The following is a 15,181-nucleotide window of genomic DNA, read 5'->3' on the forward strand; positions in this document are numbered from 1 at the left end:
CCCAGGACCAGGCGGCCCGATAGAATAAATCCGGGCCTGCCGGTGATTCTGCAGGAGGACCATCTTCTGGAGTTCGCGTCTTGTCGGAACCGCTTCTGGACGCCACCGACCGCCGGATCCTTGCCGCACTGCGCGCCGATGGCCGGCTCAGCAATGCGAAACTGGCCGAGCAGGTCGGGCTCTCGCCGACGCCGGTGTGGAACCGGGTGCGCCGGCTCGAGGAGCAGGGCGTGATCACCGGCTACACCGCCGAGATCGACCAGAAGGCGCTGGGGCTCGCCGACACGGTGTTCATCGAGATCACCCTGGACCGGCACGACATGGCCCTGGTGCGCGACTTCGGCGAGCGGCTGGCGCGCATGAAGGAGGTGCTCGAGGTGTTCATGGTGAGTGGCGACTACGACTTCCTGGCGCGTGTCGCGGTCGACGGCACCGCAGGCTACGAGGTATTCCTGCGCGAGCGCCTGTACAGCCTGCCGGGCGTGCGCAACTGCCGCTCGGTGTTCACGCTGCGCACGCTGAAACGCACGCGCTCACCCGATCCGTCCTGATCGCGATCTGCCGGTCGTTCCATGCTGCCGGGCGATTGCAGCGACGGTTACGGGACTGTCGACGCCGGGGGATTGCACCTGCGAGCCTTCACCGCCGGCAGCCTGATCGGGATGACAGCATGTATGGATTGATCAGTTAATTCATCGCCCGCCCGGACGAATGGGATGAACTGATCGGAGTGCTGGCGGCCGGAACGACAGCGATGCCTGGTTGCCTGAGCTACATCATTGCGGAGGACGCGACACGGGGCGACGCGATCTGGATCACCGCGGTGTGGACCGACAGCGAGAGCCATGCTGCCTCGCTCGGGCTCCCGGCCGTCTGGACCGCGGTTACGAAAGGCCGTCCCTGATCGCTGGGATGGGCATGCGTGCGACGACGCATCCAGTGGCTGTCGTCTGAACATCAAGCGGTGGATCGGGGCATGATGCGCAACGGATCGACATTTATTGCCGCGCTGCTGGCGGTGGTGATCTTCAGGACACTCCAGGGTGGCGCACATGACGGCCCATACTGGTTCGACCTGGTCGCGGCCTCGTCGGGCACTGCGATCACCTGGGTGATGGGGAGGGTCTTCACCAAGCCGACGCGGCGCAGGCGCTACCGATGAACCGGCGCCTTGCCTGTGCGACGTCGGCGGGGCTTCGATGCCGGCCCGCCGCCTGCCGCGTCGCGAGCCAGCTCATCACGCAGCCCGAACGGCGATCCGCCGGCCGCTTGAGGAAGATCGTCGCGGATCTCGACCCAGGGCGCCTTCGAGCCGACCATGAAATGGATATCGGCTTTCCTGAGCGGATCAACGTCGAGAGTGCCTAGCCTGAAGCCGAGTTCGTACGGATTGGCTTCATCGCGCTTGTACAGAGGCGAGCCGCAGCACCTGGCGAAACACCGATGCACGCCCGGGCTCGACTCCCAGCTCGAGATCAGCGCCTGGCCGGTGAGGATCGTGAAGTCGGCGGCCCGCACACCGGCCGTCGTCCCGAAGCTCGATCCGGAATGCTTGCGGCAACGCCAGCAATGACAATAGGTCACCGGCCCGACAAGGTCGCCCTTGATCTCGTAGCGCACATGCCCGCAAGCGCAAGATCCGGTCAGCATCATTCGCGTTCAGGCTTTCCGGGGACCAGGTGCCGGCCGGCAAGGTGTTGTTAACCTCCGTGTGACCATACTGGTTTTCTCAGATCAGAGACGAGCCTCCGCATGAAATTCCCGCTGGATCGCCTGGCCGTGCCGTTCCGGATATTCCGTGTCCTCAGCCTGGGCCAGAAGCTCGCCGCCGGGTTCGCGCTGCTGACTATGCTCTGCGTCGGGCTCGGCAGCCTGTCGCTGGAGCGGATGGGCACGATGAACCGGGCGAACGTCTCGGTCCGGGACAATTTCCTGCCGAGCACGATGTGGGATGGCAAGCTCGCCCTGGCGCTGCTCAGCGTCCGTCGCTGGGAGGCGAGCTACATGGCGACGAGCTACGTCGAGTCTGCGGAGCGCCACGACCTGACGTCCAAGCTGGCGGCGGCGTTTGCAGCCGTCGATGCCGCGCGTGTCGGGATCGAGCCGACCATCGTCAAGGGTCCGGAACGCACCCGCTATACCAATGTGTTCGACAAGATCTGGCCCGAATACCACAGCGACGCCCAACAGGTCCTCGCCGACAAGGATGGGCGCCAGGACGCCGCCGCAACCGAACTCTACAAGCGCAAATCCACCAGGGATTTCGATACGCTCGTGCGGTTCGTGGCCTGGGATCTCGACTACAACCAGAAGACCGGAACGATCGCCTCGAACGTCAGCCGTATGGTGTACGACAATACAAGGTCGATGATCGTGCTCAGCCTGGTGCTCTGCCTCGGCCTCAGCCTGGCGACGACGATCGGCCTCATCCGCCATATCTCGCGCCCGATCGCGTCCATGACCGATGCCATGCGACGCCTGGCGCAACGGGATGTGACGGTGGCGATCCCGTCTGTCGGTCGGGGTGACGAGATCGGCCGGATGGCCGGCGCCGTCCAGGTCTTCAAGGACAACATGATCGCCGGCGACCGACTGGCGCTGGAGCAGCAGACCGAACATGACGCACGCGAGCTGCGCGCATCACAGCTGGCCGGGATCGTGGGGGATTTCGAGCAGGCAATCAGCGGCACGGTGTCGATGCTGTCTTCCGCATCCACCGAGATGGAAACCACCGCGCGGTCCATGACCGGGAGTGCGGCACAGACCGATACCCAGGCGACGGCGGTTGCGCGTGCGGCGGAGGAATCCAGCATCGGTGTGCAGACGGTCGCGGCTGCCTCGGAACAGCTCGCCGCGTCGATCGCCGAGATCAACCGACAAGTTACGGCGTCGGCCAGCCTCACGAGCCGGGTGGTGGGGAGCGTGCGCGACACCGACGGCACCGTGCGGGCGCTGGCGGAAAGTGCGGCCCGGATCGGCCAGGTCGTAGAGCTGATCAACAGCATCGCGAGCCAGACCAACCTGCTGGCGCTGAACGCGACCATCGAGGCGGCGCGGGCGGGCGATGCGGGCAAGGGCTTCGCGGTGGTGGCGAGCGAGGTGAAGAGCCTGGCGCAGCAGACTGCGCGGGCGACCAGCGATATCGGCGGCCAGATCGCCCAGGTTCAGGTGGCGACACGCGATGCGGTCGAGGCGATCCGCGGCATCGCCGTGATGATCGAGGAGATGGGCGCGATCACCACCTCGATCGCCGCGGCGGTCGATGAGCAGGGCTCCGCCACCGCCGAGATTGCCCGAAACGTTCAGAAAACCGCCATCAGCACGCAGACGGTCACCGCCAACATCACCGGTGTCAGCCAGGCCGCCAACGATACCGGTGCCACCGCTGCCGAGGTGCTGGGCAAGGCCGGCGACCTGTCGCGACAGGCGGAGACCCTGTCGCTCGAGGTCGAGCGCTTCATTACCAAGGTGCGCGCCTCCTGAGTGGCAACGCACCTAATCCAGTGCCGCCTCGTCATCGGTGGTGCCGACCTCGAGCACCCCGTCGATGTCGCCCAGCGCCGCGATGAGATGGGAGATCGGGCGTTTACCCTTGACCTGCATGCGGAGCGTGACCGCCCCGGGCCCGGCGCCCCCCAGATGGTCGAGCGCCTCGAGCTCGTGCTCCGCGAGATCACCGCTGTCCCGCGCCGACGTGTCGAGCCGATCCTGTCGGTCGAGCCGCACGTGGTCGATCGCGAAGCGCAGCTCGGTGCAGCGGATCAGGATGGTGCGCAGCAGGCCGCGGCCGTCGGCGTAGGCGATGCGGATCTCGCTGGCACTGCGGCGGTTCCGCTTCAGGCGGCGCACCAGCCGCGGGAAGCCGAGCATGATGGTGAAGTGGGCGAGCGTGGTGCCGATCGCGAGCAGCGGCAACCCGGCGCCGCATGCCATGCCGAGGGCCGCGGTGAACCAGATCGAGGCGGCCGTGGTCAGGCCGCGCACGATGTCGCGGCGCATGAAGATGACGCCGCCGCCGATGAAGCCGATGCCGCTCACCACCTGGGCGGCGATCCGCGACGGATCGAGCACGACCCGGTTCGGCACGATCACGTCGGTGAAGCCGTATTTGGAGATCAGCATGAACAGGGCCGACGCCACGCCGACCGAGGTGTAGGTGCGCAGGCCGGCGCTCTTCTGGCGGACCTCGCGCTCCAGGCCGATGAGCGCCGACAGCACGAACGCCATCGCCAGCTCGCCGAGCTGCAGCCAGCCTTCGCCGGTGAAGTCGGGCACGACCGTCCTCCTGCCTACGCCTCGATGCTCACCAGAGGTCCGCGTTCGAGTCGCGGCGCGGTGGCGATCAGGGCGACACTGTAGGCGTCCTGCGGGCTGGCGATCAGGGTGTCGGTGTCGGCGAGTTCGACGATGCGGCCGCCTTTCAGCACCGCGATCCGGTCTGCGAGCCAGCTGACGGCCGCCAGGTCGTGGCTGATGAGGACGTAGGCGACATGCTCCGCGCGGGCGAGATCGCGCAGCAGGGTCAGCAGCATCGCCTGGGTCGAGACGTCGAGTGCGGAGGTCGGCTCGTCCAGCACGATGATCTCCGGACGCGCGGCCAGCGCCCGCGCCACCGCGACGCGCTGCGCCTGGCCGCCGGAGATCTGGTGCGGGAAGCGCGTCGCCAGCGACGGATCCAGCCCGACCTTCTCGAGCAGCGCTGCCACCTCGCGCCCCAGCCGTCCGCGCTCGCGTACACCGCCGAGGCGCAGCGGCTCGGCGAGGGTGTCATGGATGCGCAGCCGCGGGTTCAGCGACTCGCGTGGGTCCTGGAACACCACCTGGATCCGCCGCCGCGCCCGCCGCCGATCAGCCACCGGCAGATCGGCCACCACCTGTCCGTCGAGCAGGATCCGCCCCTCGAAGGCGAGCATGTGCAGGATCGCCCGCCCGAGCGTGGACTTGCCCGAGCCGCTCTCGCCGACGATGCCGAGGCACTCGCCGCGCCGGAGCGTCAGCGACACGTCCTGCAGCGAGGGTGCGGCACTGCCATAGCGCACGGTGACGTTCTCCAGCACCAGCAGCGGCGCCAGCCCCGGCCGTAACTCCGGCGAAGGCAAGTGCCCTTGTGCCAGAACGGGCGGCGGTGGCGGGAACAGGCAGGCGACGGCTTCCTCGGCGTCACCGAGGGCAGGCGGAAAGCCGTCATCACAAGGTGGCCGATGGTAGGCGCAGCGCGGCGCGAAACGGCAGCCGGGAGGACGCGCCGAGGGACCTGGGAGGGTGCCCGGGATACCCCGCAGCGTCGCCTGTCCGAGCCGTGGCACGGCGGTGAGCAGCGCCTGGCTGTACGGATGACGCGGGTTGGCAAAGAACCGGCGCGCCTCGCCCCATTCGACGGCGCGGCCGGCATACAGCACGGTCAGCCGGTCGGCGTGCCGCTCCACGATCGACAGGTCGTGGGTGATGAACAGCACACCGAGCCGGTGCGACACCTGCAGCCGGGCCAGCAGCGCCAGGATCTGCCGGGCGACCAGCGGATCGAGCCCGGTCGTCGGCTCGTCGGCGATCAGCACGGACGGGTTGCAGGCCAGGGCGGCGGCGATCATCACCCGCTGGCGCTGGCCGCCGGAAAACTGGTGCGGGTAGTCGTCCAGGCGCCGGGCCGGCCCCGGGATGCCGACCTCGCCGAGCAGGTCGATCGCCCGCGCGCGCGCCTCGGCTCGACCACCCCCGGCATGCAGGCGGTGGCCCTCGGCGACCTGCGCGCCGATCGTGGCGGACGGGTTCAGCGCCGAGAGCGGGTTCTGGAACACCATGCCGATGCGGCCGCGCAAGCTCCGCATGCGACGCTCGTCCTGCACCAGCAGGTCGGTGCCCTCGAACAGCGCCTGTCCGGTGGTGACGGCGCCGCGCGGCAAGAGGCGCATCGCCGCCAGGGCTGCGATGGTCTTGCCGGAGCCGCTTTCGCCGACCAGCGCGGTCATCTGCCCCGGCCTGACCTCGAGGTCGAGCGCCTCCAGTACCTGCGCGCGCCCGCCACCGCCGATCGCCGGCAAGGACACGCCGAGCTGCTTGAGCGAAAGCAATGGCGCGGTCACAGCGGGCGTCCCTGTCGCGCCAGCATGCCCTGGCCGATCAGCGACGCCGACAGCAGCGAGGCGAAGATCAGCAGGCCGGGCGGCAGGATCAGCCACCAGGGGTCGAGCGCCACCAGCTGCAGCGCGCTCTCGAGCAGGCCGCCCCAGCTGGTATGTGGCGGCTGCACCCCGAGCCCGAGGAAGCTCAGCGCCGACAGCACCAGGATCATGTCGCCGACCAGGAAGGTGAAGTTCACCACCAGCACCGGCGCCAGCACCCGCAGCAGGTGCGTCGTCGCGACGTGCAGGAAGCCGGCGCCCATCTGCCGCGAGGCCTGGATGAACTCGCGGTCGCGCTGGGCCAGCGTCTCGTTGCGCACCAGCCGGGCCAGTGGCGGCCAGGAGATCAGCCCGAGCAGCAGGATCAGCGAGGGGGTCGCGAGCTTCAGCACCGACGCGAAAAAGATCAGCACCACCAGGCCGGGCAGGGCGAGCACGGCATCGAGCAGCCGCATCATCACGCTGTCGAGCCAGCGGGGTCCGAGTCCGGAGACCATCCCGTAGAGCAGCCCGGCGCAGAAGGTGACCACCGCGGCGGGCATCGCCACCAGCAGCGTCGACTGGCCGGCATCGAGCAGCCGGGCGAGCGCGTCGCGGCCGATCTCGTCGGTGCCGAGTGCGAAGCGGTGGCCGGGCGGGGTCAGCACGGCGGCCGGGTGCAGCGCATACGGATCGACGGTGTAGAGCAGCGGCAGCAGGAAGCAGATCGCCACGATCAGCAGCCCCAGCCCGATGCCGAGTCCGAGCACGCCGCGGCCAGGACCCGTGAACAGCCTGCCGATGCCCCCGCCCAGCCTGCCCGCGACGCTCCTGCCGCGGGTCCGGTCGAACATCGACGGACCGGCGAGCGTGCCCTCAGGCATAGCCGGTCCTGGGGTCGAGCAGGCCGTTCACCACGTCGGCGAGCAGGTTGCCCAGCACCGTCAGCACGCCGATGACCAGCACGATGGCGACCACCACCGGATAGTCCTGCGAGGTCGCCGACTGCCACAGCAGCCAGCCCAGGCCGGGATAGGAGAACACCGTCTCGGTGACGATGCCGCCGGCAAAGATCGTCGGCAGCGAGAGCCCGAGGATCGTCACCAGCGGCCGCAACGCGTTGCGCAACACGTGCCGCAGCAGGATCCGCATCGGCGAAGCGCCACGCGCGGCGGCGGAGCGGACATAGTCGCGGCCGAGCTCCTCATGCACAGACTGCGCGAAATAGCGCGACAGCGTCGGCACCGTGAACAGGATGATGGTGATCGCCGGCAGGGTCAGGTGCGAGACCGAGGCGCCGAACGTCTGCTCGGGCAGCCGGAGGTTCTCCAGCCCACCCGCCGGGAACCAGCCGAGCCCCATCGAGAACCACAGGATCAGCAGCGTGCCGGTGAAGAAGGTCGGCAGCGCATACAGTGCCAGCTCCAGCCCGCCGATCGCGCGGCCGATGCGGCCGGAATAGTACACGCCGTGCGCCAGCCCCAGCGCCAGCGCGATCAGCAGGCTGGCGGCGAGCGAGACCACCTGCAGCGCCAGGGTGTTGCGCTCGTAGGAGAGCAGCATCTGCCCGACCGGCCGGCTATAGATGTAGGACGACCCCAGCTGTCCGTGCAGCAGCTGCCAGAGCCAGCGCAGGTATTGCCGCCATATCGGCAGGTCGAGGCCGAATTCGTGGTTGATCGCGGCGATCGCGGCGGGCTTCGCACCCGGTCCCAGGATCGAATAGGCCGGGCCGCCGGGGGTGATGTGGATCAGCACGAAGGCGATGCTGACCAGGATCAGCAGCGAAAGCAGCGCGCTCCCGAGCCGGCGTTCAAGCGTGCGGAGCATCGGCACCCCCGGACGCGAGCGGCTGTCCGGGCGGGCAGGCGAGCGGGCCGGACAGGGTCAGCAGCTCTGCCGACCACATGCCGTTCGGGCTGAGGAAGTCGGTGATGCCGCCGAGGCCCGGGCGCACCAGCACGTTCGGGGTGGGGTAGGGCAGATAGAGGTGCGGCGCCTGGTCGGCGGTGTAGTCCTCGACCGCATGCAGCGGGCCGTCGCCGGAGCCGAACATCACGTCGCGATTGAGCTGGTCCATGTGCGGATCGAGGTAGTGGCCGAAATTCTCGGTGCCATCGGACGAGAAGAAATCATGCACGTCCGGGTAGGTCGCGACCGACCACAGCAGCACCGCCAGGTCCCAGTCATGGCCGTTGCCGTCCAGCGTCGCCAGCAGCTGGTTGAAGCCGACGAGCTGGATCGAGACCTCCATGCCGACCACCCGCAGGTTGCGCTGGATCACCTCCGCTTGCAGCGCATTCGTGGCGCCTTCGGCGGAGGTCAGGATGGTGAAGGCGAGGCGGTGGCCGTCCCTGGCCATGATGCCGTCCGCCCCCGGCTTCCAGCCATCCGCCAGCAAGCCTGCACGGGCCGCCGCCGGATCGAACGACAGCTCGGGGTAGCCGGCGCGGCCCCGGTCGGACTGCATGTCGGTCATCGATGCCGGCACCGGCGCGTGGTCGACGACGGCCTGGCCGTGGAACACCAGGTCGATGATCTGCTTCTGGTCGATGCCGCGGGTGATGGCGCGGCGCACCGCGTCGTCGGCCAGGAACGGCGCGTTGTGCGAGTGGAAATTGAAGTAGCCGTCGCCGTAGCCGAACCCCGGGTGCAGCGTGACGATGTCGAAGCCGGGCAGGCGGCCCATCAGCCCGGCCAGCAGATACGGCACGTTGGCGATGTCGAGATTGTCCGAGCGCAGTTGCTCCAGGGCGGTGGTGCCGTTCGGGAAGGCCAGCACGAGGCGCCGGATCTGCGGGTGGTGGCCGCCATAGAGCGGGTTCGGTACCATCACGATGTGCCGCCCAACCTGGTAGTCCTGCAGCAGGAAGGGGCCGCTCGACACCGAGAACAGGCTGGTGTCGGTCTGTCGCCGGCGCAGCTCGACCAGGCTCAGCCCATCGAACTTGTGCTTCGGCAGCGGGAAGAGAACGTTGCCGAGGCCGAGCGAGATGAACCAGTCCGGATTGACCTTGCGCACCATGCGGAGCTGGACCTGGTGGTCCGACAGCCGGGTGACGCCGGCGACCAGCGTGGGCATGCCGCCCGTGCCGTAATAGACGTAGCCGGTGCCGAGCCGGTGCATCAGGTCGAAGGTGAAGACCAGGTCGTCGGAGGTGATCGGCACCCCGTCGGACCATTTCCAGTCATGCAGGGTGATGACGAAGGTCAGGCCGTCATCGGGCGTCGTCACCGACTGCGCCAGGCCGCGCTCCGGATCGGGCTTGCCGTGGCGGTCGATCCAGACCAGCGGACGGAGGATCTGCTCGATCACCTGGTGGGCGCCGAGGGCGTCGGTCAGCATCGGGTTGAACGAGGTCAGCGTCGCCGAACCGCCCGATCCGACCGCGGTGGGGACGATGACGGTGCCGCAGGTGGCGCCGCCGGCCGCCCGGGTCGGACCGCATGCCATGCCGCCGAGCCCCAGGCACGCCGACAGCGCAATCGCGAGACGGGTGAGGAAAAAACACGCAGCCACGGCGATCCTGGTGCCAGAGCTATGGACGCATGTCCAGCGCGTACGCCACCTCTGCCTTCAAAGCGGGCAGCACCTCCTTGGTGAACCACGGATTGCGCGTTTCCCAGACACCGGTGCGCCAGGACGGGTGTGGCAGAGGGAAATAACGGGGCAGGTGGCGTCGGAACTCCCGCACGCGCTGGGTCATCGCGCCCGGCCCGAGCACATGCACCTGCGCGTAGGTCCCGATCAGCAACGTCAGGCGGATCGCGGGCATCAGGGCCAGCACCCGGTCCCGCCACAGCGGCGCGCATTCGGGACGCGGCGGACGGTCGCCGCCCTGCTCGAGGCGGCCCGGGTAGCACAGCCCCATCGGCAGGATCGCCACCTGAGCGCTGTCGTAGAAGGTCGCCTTGTCGAGCCCGAGCCAGTCGCGCAGCCGGTCGCCCGACGCGTCCCAGAACGAGATGCCCTTCTCATGCACCTTGGTGCCTGGCGCCTGGCTGGCGATCAGCAGCCGTGCGGTCGTCGACACGTGCAGGATCGGCCGGGGTCCGAGCGGCAGTTGGGCGGCACACACGCGGCAGGCGCGAACCTCGGTCACCAGCCGGTCGAGCGCCGCGTCCTCCGACATCAGCCCAGCAGCTCGTCCACGAAGGCCGGCACCAACAGGGTCGCCGGCCCGTGGCGGCTCTCGTCGAACTCCGTCCAGCCTTCCGACGGTTCGAGGTTGAGCTCCAGGGTGAGGGCATGTCCGGATGCCGTCTGCACGAAGCCGGCCGCCGGATACACCGTGCCGGAGGTGCCGATCGAGACGAACAGGTCGCACGCCGACAGCGCCTGCTCGATCGCCGGCATGTGCAGCGGCATCTCGCCGAACCACACCACATCCGGGCGCAGGGCGACGGCGCCGCAGCCGGGGCAGGCCGAGCCGGTGGTGATCGGGCCGTCCCATGCCGGGTTCAGCCCGCAGGCGGTGCAGCGGACGCGCCGGAGCTCGCCATGCATGTGCAGCATCCGCCGGCTGCCGGCGCGCTCGTGCAGGTCGTCGACGTTCTGGGTGACCAGCAGCAGCTCGCCGTCGAAACACCTGTCGAACCGGGCCAGTGCAAGGTGGGCGGCATTCGGCGCGACCGAGGAAAGCTGCGCCCGACGCGCATTGTAGAACGCCTGCACCCGGGCCGGATCGCGCGCGAATGCCTCGGGCGTGGCCACGTCCTCGAGCCGCACCTGCGACCAGACGCCGTCGGCGTCCCGGAAGGTGTGCAGCCCTGACTCGCGGCTGATCCCGGCGCCGGTCAGGATCACGACGCGGCGGGGCCTCGGCCCGGATGGAGGCACCGTCAGGGTCAGGGTTCGGAGGTCGGCCGAGGCTGCTCGCCGATCGTGAACATGACGACCTGCTCGCCGGCATGGGCGAAATACACCGCGCACGGGATCAGCGCGCCGTCGGTGACGGGTTGCGTCGCATGGGTGAGGTCGAACTGAGCCGTGACGGGATGCGGCTGGTCGTGCAGGCCGGGCGGCAGGTCGAGCCCGTTCTGCGTCGGTTGGTCGCCGGTCGGATCGCGCTCCTGCGCTGCCGCCGCCTGCTGCTGGTCCAGCGTCGGCGCCGCGATGGTCTGGTGCAGGGTGCCGTTGCGCAGGGCGACCTGGCCGAATGCCGGGCAGTCGACCCGGATCAGGCGGTCGGGCAGGTTGCCGTGATTGACGATGATCGTGCTGAGCAGCGCGCTCGCGTGCTGCGGATCGCCCCGGCCCCAGGACGGGCCGACCTGCATCGGTCCCGACACCTGGCCGGCAACGGCGTGCGCGGGTGGCGTGGCGGCGAGCCCGGCCAGAACCGACACGAGGGCAGCACCCGACAGGGCCGGCAGGCTGCCCGCACGGCTGCGTTGCCCGGGCCTCGAGCGATCAGGTAAGCGCATAATCGACCTCCGCGGTATAGACCGGCTGATCAGGGCCAGGTTGTGAGCTGAACAGCGTGAAGCTGTCGATCGTGACAGGTTCGGTGCGCAGCAGGTTGTGCGCCTGCACCCACCCGGCAAGCACCGCCTCCGCCACGCCGTCCACCCGGGCCAGCGAGACATGCGGCTGGAAGCGGCGGCGTTCCGGCTCCAGCCCGATCCGCTGCAGCGCAGTCTCGATCTTGCCCTGCAGGTGGTCCAGCCGCTCGTTGCGCGCGACGCCGGCCCAGAGCGTGGTTGTCATCGGCGCGCTGGCCGGCAGCAGGCCAGGACGCCGCGGCGCGCGATGCCCACCGAGTCGCCTCGCGCGCACGAAGGTTCCGGTCCCGGCGAGTGCCAGCTCGAAGCGACGGACCTGCAGCGATTGCAACGCCAGGTCGATCTCGTCGGCACTGTCGGAGCGGGTCTCGCCGATGAAGCGCAGGGTGAGGTGCAGGTTGTGCGGCGCGACCCAACGCGCCCCGGGCAGCCCGCCGCATAGCCCGACCAGCGTCTCGCGGTGGCTCCAGGGAAGTGCCAGTGCCACGAAAAGCCTCATCACGAGAGTCGCACGGCCGGATCAGCGCGCGCGCCGCGGCCTGGAGAACAGCAGGACGACCGCCGCGAGGATTGCCAGCATCACCCCGGTTCGCGCGGAGCCGGGCCGGTCCTCACGTGCCGGTGCCCGGTGTGGGCCGAGCGCCGCACCCGTCAGGCCGGGTCGGCTCGTGTGGCGAGGTCTGGGCATGTGGGGTCGTGTGCCTCCAGGGGTCGGGACCGTGCCCGCCCGCTCCGCGACCGTCAACGTAGCCCGCTGCGTGACCGTCGACCGCAGCCTCGCTCCGTGACCGTCGACCGTGGCGTTGCTCGGTGACCAGTAAACCAGTGGCTTGCCGGAGCGCGGCGGTGTCCTGACCGGGTCGGGGGCAAGCCGACGCTCGGATCTGTCCAGGGTTTAATGTAGAACCCGTGCCCGGGATCGGCTTGTCCTTGACCTGCCTGTCGGAACCGCCAACATACAACCAGACTACCGGGATCACCGGCGGCACAGGAAGTCACACATCATGGCGTTCGTTCCCGACTATAGAACCACATCGCGCGCCGCGGGTGCGGGCGCCCAGACCGGGGTCGTGGATCTCGGGCTCCGCTCCTACATGTTGCGCGTCTATAACTGGATGACGTCCGGGCTGGTCCTGACCGGCCTGGTCGCCTACGGCATCGCCCACAGCCAGCTCGCCGGGTTGTTCCACCAGCTGGTGATGACACCCTCCGGCTCGATGGTGATGAAGCCGACGATGCTCGGCATCATCTCGATCTTCGCACCGTTGGCCTTCGTGCTGGTGCTGAGCTTCGGCGTGAACAAGCTGTCCAAGACCGCTGCCCAGACGCTGTTCTGGGTGTTCTGTGCGGCGATGGGCATCAGCCTGACCAACATCTTCTATGTCTATACGGACATGTCGATCGTCAGGGTGTTCTTCATCACCTCCGCGACCTTCGCCGCGATGAGCCTCTACGGCTACACGACGAAGGCCGACCTCACGAAGCTCGGCTCGTTCCTGATCATGGGCGTGGTCGGCATCCTGATCGCGATGGTCGTGAACATGTTCCTGCACAGCCCCGGCCTGTATCTGGCGGTGAGCGTGCTCGGCGTGCTGATCTTCACCGGCCTGACCGCCTTCGACACCCAGCGGATCAAGTTCAACTACAACCAGTTCGCCTACTACGAAGGCGCCGACGGTGCGGCCAAGCGCAGCGTGTATGATGCGCTCACGCTGTATCTGAACTTCATCAACCTGTTCACCTTCCTGCTGCAGCTCACCGGAACGCGCAGCAACAGCAACTAAGCCTCGACAGCTTTGTCGATGAAGATGATCCCCGGTCTGCAAAGGCCGGGGATTTTGTTTGGGCGCAGGTCGCGGCGGCCAATCTCACCTTGGTGATCGATGGGCCCGAGACGGGGTCTTTCAGGACCGCGTGTGGTCATGCAGACATGAAAACGCCGGCCAGGAGACCGGGCCGGCGTCGTCGTGTCGGGCGCCCTTGGAGGGCGCGGTCAGGCGTGCTGGATCGTCACGTGATGGTCTTGAGATAGTCCGCGAGCTTGCTGGCGGCAGCGTTCTTGTCGATGTTCTCGAGCGCGCCGAGTTCGGCCGCAAGACGGTCCATTGCCGCTTCGTAGATCTGGCGCTCGGAGAAGCTCTGGTCGGGCTGGCCGGAATTACGGTGCAGGTCACGCACCACCTCGGCGATCGCCAGCGGGTCGCCCGAGTTGATCTTGGCCTCGTATTCCTGGGCCCGACGCGACCACATCGTGCGCTTGATGCGGGCGCGGCCTTTCAGGATCGCCAGCGCCTCGTCGAACAGCTTGCGGGTCGCGAGCTTGCGCAGGCCGGCACTCTTTGCCTTCGCCACCGGGACGCGCAGCGTCATCCGGTTCTCTTCGAAGGTGATATGGATCAACTCGAGCTTGTGCCCGGCGATCTCCTCGGTGGCGATCCGCTCGACCTTGCCGACGCCATGGGTGGGATACACGACATGGTCACCCTCGGCGAAGGGCTCGTCGTCCTTGGGCCTGCGTGCGGCCGCGGGACGTGGCGCCACTTCGTCGGCGTCGTCCGCCGCATCATCCTCCCCGAGCGATGCAACCGGCACGTCACTTAGTGCGACTGCCGACGACGGCTCGGCATCCTCGTGCGGACCCTGGGGGTCATGCTCCGGGACCTCGCCGGCGCCGGGGGCGTGATCCGGGTCGGGAGATGCATCCTGGATGACCTCGGCACCGACATCCCGCTCATGCTCGTCGAGCGCGTCGGGGCTGGTGGTCGACTGGGTGTCCTGATCGCTCGAGTGTGTCGCCGTCTTGGTCAGCACGTGCTTGGCATCTCCCGCTTCGGCCCGTGGGCGCGAACCCGCATCAGGCTGTTGCCTCGGTTCGGGAGAACCGGAGCCTGGAGCCTTGGCGCTCTATGGTGAAACGGCAACATAGCACAAGAAACGCGAAAACGGAACCCTCGGGCTCCTGACGCGCCGCGATCGCACAAGGCAAAGGAGTTGCCGCGCCGCCCGACACCGGACGACGCGGCCCCCGAAGGATGGAGTTCCTGGAGGTCCAGGAACTCGTGCGCCAGGCTTGCGACGCCTACGATGTCTGGGCGGTGGCCAGGTCGTAGATCACGTGGTCGGGCTGGCCGAGGGTGCCGTCCGGCGCCATCTGCTTGGTCGTGAACTGCACCTTCGTGAAGTTCAGCGAGATGCTCTCCATCGGGCGATCGCCGCTGGAGGAGTGCGAGTAGCCGCTGATGATCGTGTTGGTCAGGATCAGCGTGAGATAAATCTCCTGCTGTTCCTTGTAGGTGCGGGTGAAGTCGATCTGAACCGTGGCGCCGTGACCGGACAACGCCTGGGTCATCAGCTTGCCGGTGGAGATGTCGTTCTCCTTCGTGCAGGTGACTTCGCTGATCGAAGGCGCCGTGGACTCACGCTCGGACGACGAGCCGACGACGCTGGAAATTCCACGCCCCACGCCCCACTGAAAACCGTGCAACTCGATCCAGTTGGAGTGGGCCGTTTCGGTAACGTCGCCGGGTGCGCCGGGAAACTGCATATAGATTGCCATGTTTTCTCCTTTCTCGGGGGCC

Annotated in this window: 17 protein-coding genes; 5 read left to right on the plus strand and 12 right to left on the minus strand. The window is 68.2% G+C overall.

Translation table 11 applies throughout. The annotated features are described in order from the left end of the window. Positions 1–80: 80 nt before the first annotated feature. From ACOEQ2_RS16655 to ACOEQ2_RS16665, 3 genes are all read left to right on the plus strand, one after another. Complete coding sequence (locus tag ACOEQ2_RS16655) at positions 81–551, plus strand: Lrp/AsnC family transcriptional regulator (protein ID WP_419729063.1); 471 nt, start codon at positions 81–83, stop codon at positions 549–551. Positions 552–754: 203 nt separating this feature from the next. Next, a complete protein-coding gene (locus tag ACOEQ2_RS16660; RefSeq protein WP_419729064.1) occupies positions 755–904 on the plus strand; it encodes a putative quinol monooxygenase in 150 nt (49 codons plus the stop codon). 72 nt (positions 905–976) lie between these two features. Then, positions 977–1,162, plus strand: a complete 186-nt coding sequence (locus ACOEQ2_RS16665; protein ID WP_419729065.1) for a hypothetical protein — start codon at positions 977–979, stop codon at positions 1,160–1,162. On the opposite strand, the gene ACOEQ2_RS16670 is transcribed toward ACOEQ2_RS16665, so the two are convergent. Next, entirely contained in the window at positions 1,153–1,653 is a 501-nt protein-coding gene (locus tag ACOEQ2_RS16670; RefSeq protein ID WP_419729066.1) for a GFA family protein, read from the minus strand. The two genes, ACOEQ2_RS16665 and ACOEQ2_RS16670, sit on opposite strands and share 10 nt — an antisense overlap. A 99-nt stretch (positions 1,654–1,752) precedes the next feature. Here ACOEQ2_RS16670 and ACOEQ2_RS16675 point away from each other — a divergent pair, with 99 nt between their 5' ends. Continuing rightward, entirely contained in the window at positions 1,753–3,483 is a 1,731-nt protein-coding gene (locus ACOEQ2_RS16675) for a methyl-accepting chemotaxis protein (protein ID WP_419729067.1), read from the plus strand. 12 nt (positions 3,484–3,495) lie between these two features. On the opposite strand, the gene ACOEQ2_RS16680 is transcribed toward ACOEQ2_RS16675, so the two are convergent. From ACOEQ2_RS16680 to ACOEQ2_RS16720, 9 genes are all read right to left on the minus strand, one after another. Continuing rightward, positions 3,496–4,227: an MgtC/SapB family protein gene (locus ACOEQ2_RS16680; protein ID WP_419731259.1), complete on the minus strand. Its 732-nt coding sequence runs from the start codon at positions 4,225–4,227 to the stop codon at positions 3,496–3,498. A 62-nt stretch (positions 4,228–4,289) separates the two neighbouring features. Continuing rightward, a complete protein-coding gene (locus ACOEQ2_RS16685; RefSeq protein WP_419729068.1) occupies positions 4,290–6,080 on the minus strand; it encodes a dipeptide ABC transporter ATP-binding protein in 1,791 nt (596 codons plus the stop codon). Then, positions 6,077–6,982, minus strand: coding sequence for an ABC transporter permease (locus tag ACOEQ2_RS16690; protein ID WP_419729069.1), 906 nt, complete (start codon positions 6,980–6,982; stop codon positions 6,077–6,079). Before ACOEQ2_RS16690 ends, ACOEQ2_RS16685 begins: the two co-directional genes overlap by 4 nt. Then, positions 6,975–7,928 carry an ABC transporter permease gene (locus ACOEQ2_RS16695; RefSeq protein ID WP_419729070.1) on the minus strand — a complete coding sequence of 318 codons (954 nt, stop codon included), beginning with the start codon at positions 7,926–7,928 and terminating at the stop codon, positions 6,975–6,977. Before ACOEQ2_RS16695 ends, ACOEQ2_RS16690 begins: the two co-directional genes overlap by 8 nt. Beyond that, positions 7,912–9,618 (minus strand): peptide ABC transporter substrate-binding protein, encoded by a 1,707-nt coding sequence (locus tag ACOEQ2_RS16700; RefSeq protein ID WP_419729071.1) that lies wholly within the window; start codon positions 9,616–9,618, stop codon positions 7,912–7,914. The genes ACOEQ2_RS16695 and ACOEQ2_RS16700 overlap by 17 nt, the downstream gene beginning before the upstream one ends. A 19-nt stretch (positions 9,619–9,637) precedes the next feature. Then, entirely contained in the window at positions 9,638–10,231 is a 594-nt protein-coding gene (locus ACOEQ2_RS16705) for a uracil-DNA glycosylase family protein (protein ID WP_419729072.1), read from the minus strand. Next, on the minus strand, positions 10,231–10,905 hold the full coding sequence (locus tag ACOEQ2_RS16710; protein ID WP_419729073.1) for an NAD-dependent deacylase: 675 nt from the start codon (positions 10,903–10,905) through the stop codon (positions 10,231–10,233). Before ACOEQ2_RS16710 ends, ACOEQ2_RS16705 begins: the two co-directional genes overlap by 1 nt. 41 nt (positions 10,906–10,946) lie before the next feature. Next, on the minus strand, positions 10,947–11,525 hold the full coding sequence (locus ACOEQ2_RS16715) for a hypothetical protein (RefSeq protein WP_419729074.1): 579 nt from the start codon (positions 11,523–11,525) through the stop codon (positions 10,947–10,949). Next, positions 11,512–12,102: a 2'-5' RNA ligase family protein gene (locus ACOEQ2_RS16720; protein WP_419729075.1), complete on the minus strand. Its 591-nt coding sequence runs from the start codon at positions 12,100–12,102 to the stop codon at positions 11,512–11,514. Before ACOEQ2_RS16720 ends, ACOEQ2_RS16715 begins: the two co-directional genes overlap by 14 nt. Before the next feature lie 505 nt (positions 12,103–12,607). Between ACOEQ2_RS16720 and ACOEQ2_RS16725 the strand changes: the two genes are divergently transcribed. Then, positions 12,608–13,387: a Bax inhibitor-1/YccA family protein gene (locus ACOEQ2_RS16725; RefSeq protein WP_419729076.1), complete on the plus strand. Its 780-nt coding sequence runs from the start codon at positions 12,608–12,610 to the stop codon at positions 13,385–13,387. A 226-nt stretch (positions 13,388–13,613) separates the two neighbouring features. On the opposite strand, the gene ACOEQ2_RS16730 is transcribed toward ACOEQ2_RS16725, so the two are convergent. Further along, a complete protein-coding gene (locus tag ACOEQ2_RS16730) occupies positions 13,614–14,414 on the minus strand; it encodes a CarD family transcriptional regulator (protein ID WP_419729077.1) in 801 nt (266 codons plus the stop codon). Positions 14,415–14,682: 268 nt separating this feature from the next. Next, entirely contained in the window at positions 14,683–15,159 is a 477-nt protein-coding gene (locus ACOEQ2_RS16735; RefSeq protein WP_419729078.1) for an Hcp family type VI secretion system effector, read from the minus strand. Positions 15,160–15,181 lie beyond the last annotated feature (22 nt).

The organism is Lichenicola sp., assembly GCF_965198575.1.
Lineage (GTDB): Bacteria > Pseudomonadota > Alphaproteobacteria > Acetobacterales > Acetobacteraceae > Lichenicola.

Excerpts from the sequence above, each read along its gene's own strand:
- ACOEQ2_RS16660 (WP_419729064.1), top strand. The coding sequence starts at position 755 with ATGCCTGGTTGCCTGAGCTACATCATTGCGGAGGACGCGACACGGGGC.
- ACOEQ2_RS16665 (WP_419729065.1), top strand. The coding sequence starts at position 977 with ATGATGCGCAACGGATCGACATTTATTGCCGCGCTGCTGGCGGTGGTG.
- ACOEQ2_RS16670 (WP_419729066.1), bottom strand. The coding sequence starts at position 1,653 with ATGATGCTGACCGGATCTTGCGCTTGCGGGCATGTGCGCTACGAGATC.
- ACOEQ2_RS16675 (WP_419729067.1), top strand. The coding sequence starts at position 1,753 with ATGAAATTCCCGCTGGATCGCCTGGCCGTGCCGTTCCGGATATTCCGT.
- ACOEQ2_RS16680 (WP_419731259.1), bottom strand. The coding sequence starts at position 4,227 with ATGGCGTTCGTGCTGTCGGCGCTCATCGGCCTGGAGCGCGAGGTCCGC.
- ACOEQ2_RS16690 (WP_419729069.1), bottom strand. The coding sequence starts at position 6,982 with ATGCCTGAGGGCACGCTCGCCGGTCCGTCGATGTTCGACCGGACCCGC.
- ACOEQ2_RS16695 (WP_419729070.1), bottom strand. The coding sequence starts at position 7,928 with ATGCTCCGCACGCTTGAACGCCGGCTCGGGAGCGCGCTGCTTTCGCTG.
- ACOEQ2_RS16705 (WP_419729072.1), bottom strand. The coding sequence starts at position 10,231 with ATGTCGGAGGACGCGGCGCTCGACCGGCTGGTGACCGAGGTTCGCGCC.
- ACOEQ2_RS16715 (WP_419729074.1), bottom strand. The coding sequence starts at position 11,525 with ATGCGCTTACCTGATCGCTCGAGGCCCGGGCAACGCAGCCGTGCGGGC.
- ACOEQ2_RS16720 (WP_419729075.1), bottom strand. The coding sequence starts at position 12,102 with ATGAGGCTTTTCGTGGCACTGGCACTTCCCTGGAGCCACCGCGAGACG.
- ACOEQ2_RS16725 (WP_419729076.1), top strand. The coding sequence starts at position 12,608 with ATGGCGTTCGTTCCCGACTATAGAACCACATCGCGCGCCGCGGGTGCG.
- ACOEQ2_RS16735 (WP_419729078.1), bottom strand. The coding sequence starts at position 15,159 with ATGGCAATCTATATGCAGTTTCCCGGCGCACCCGGCGACGTTACCGAA.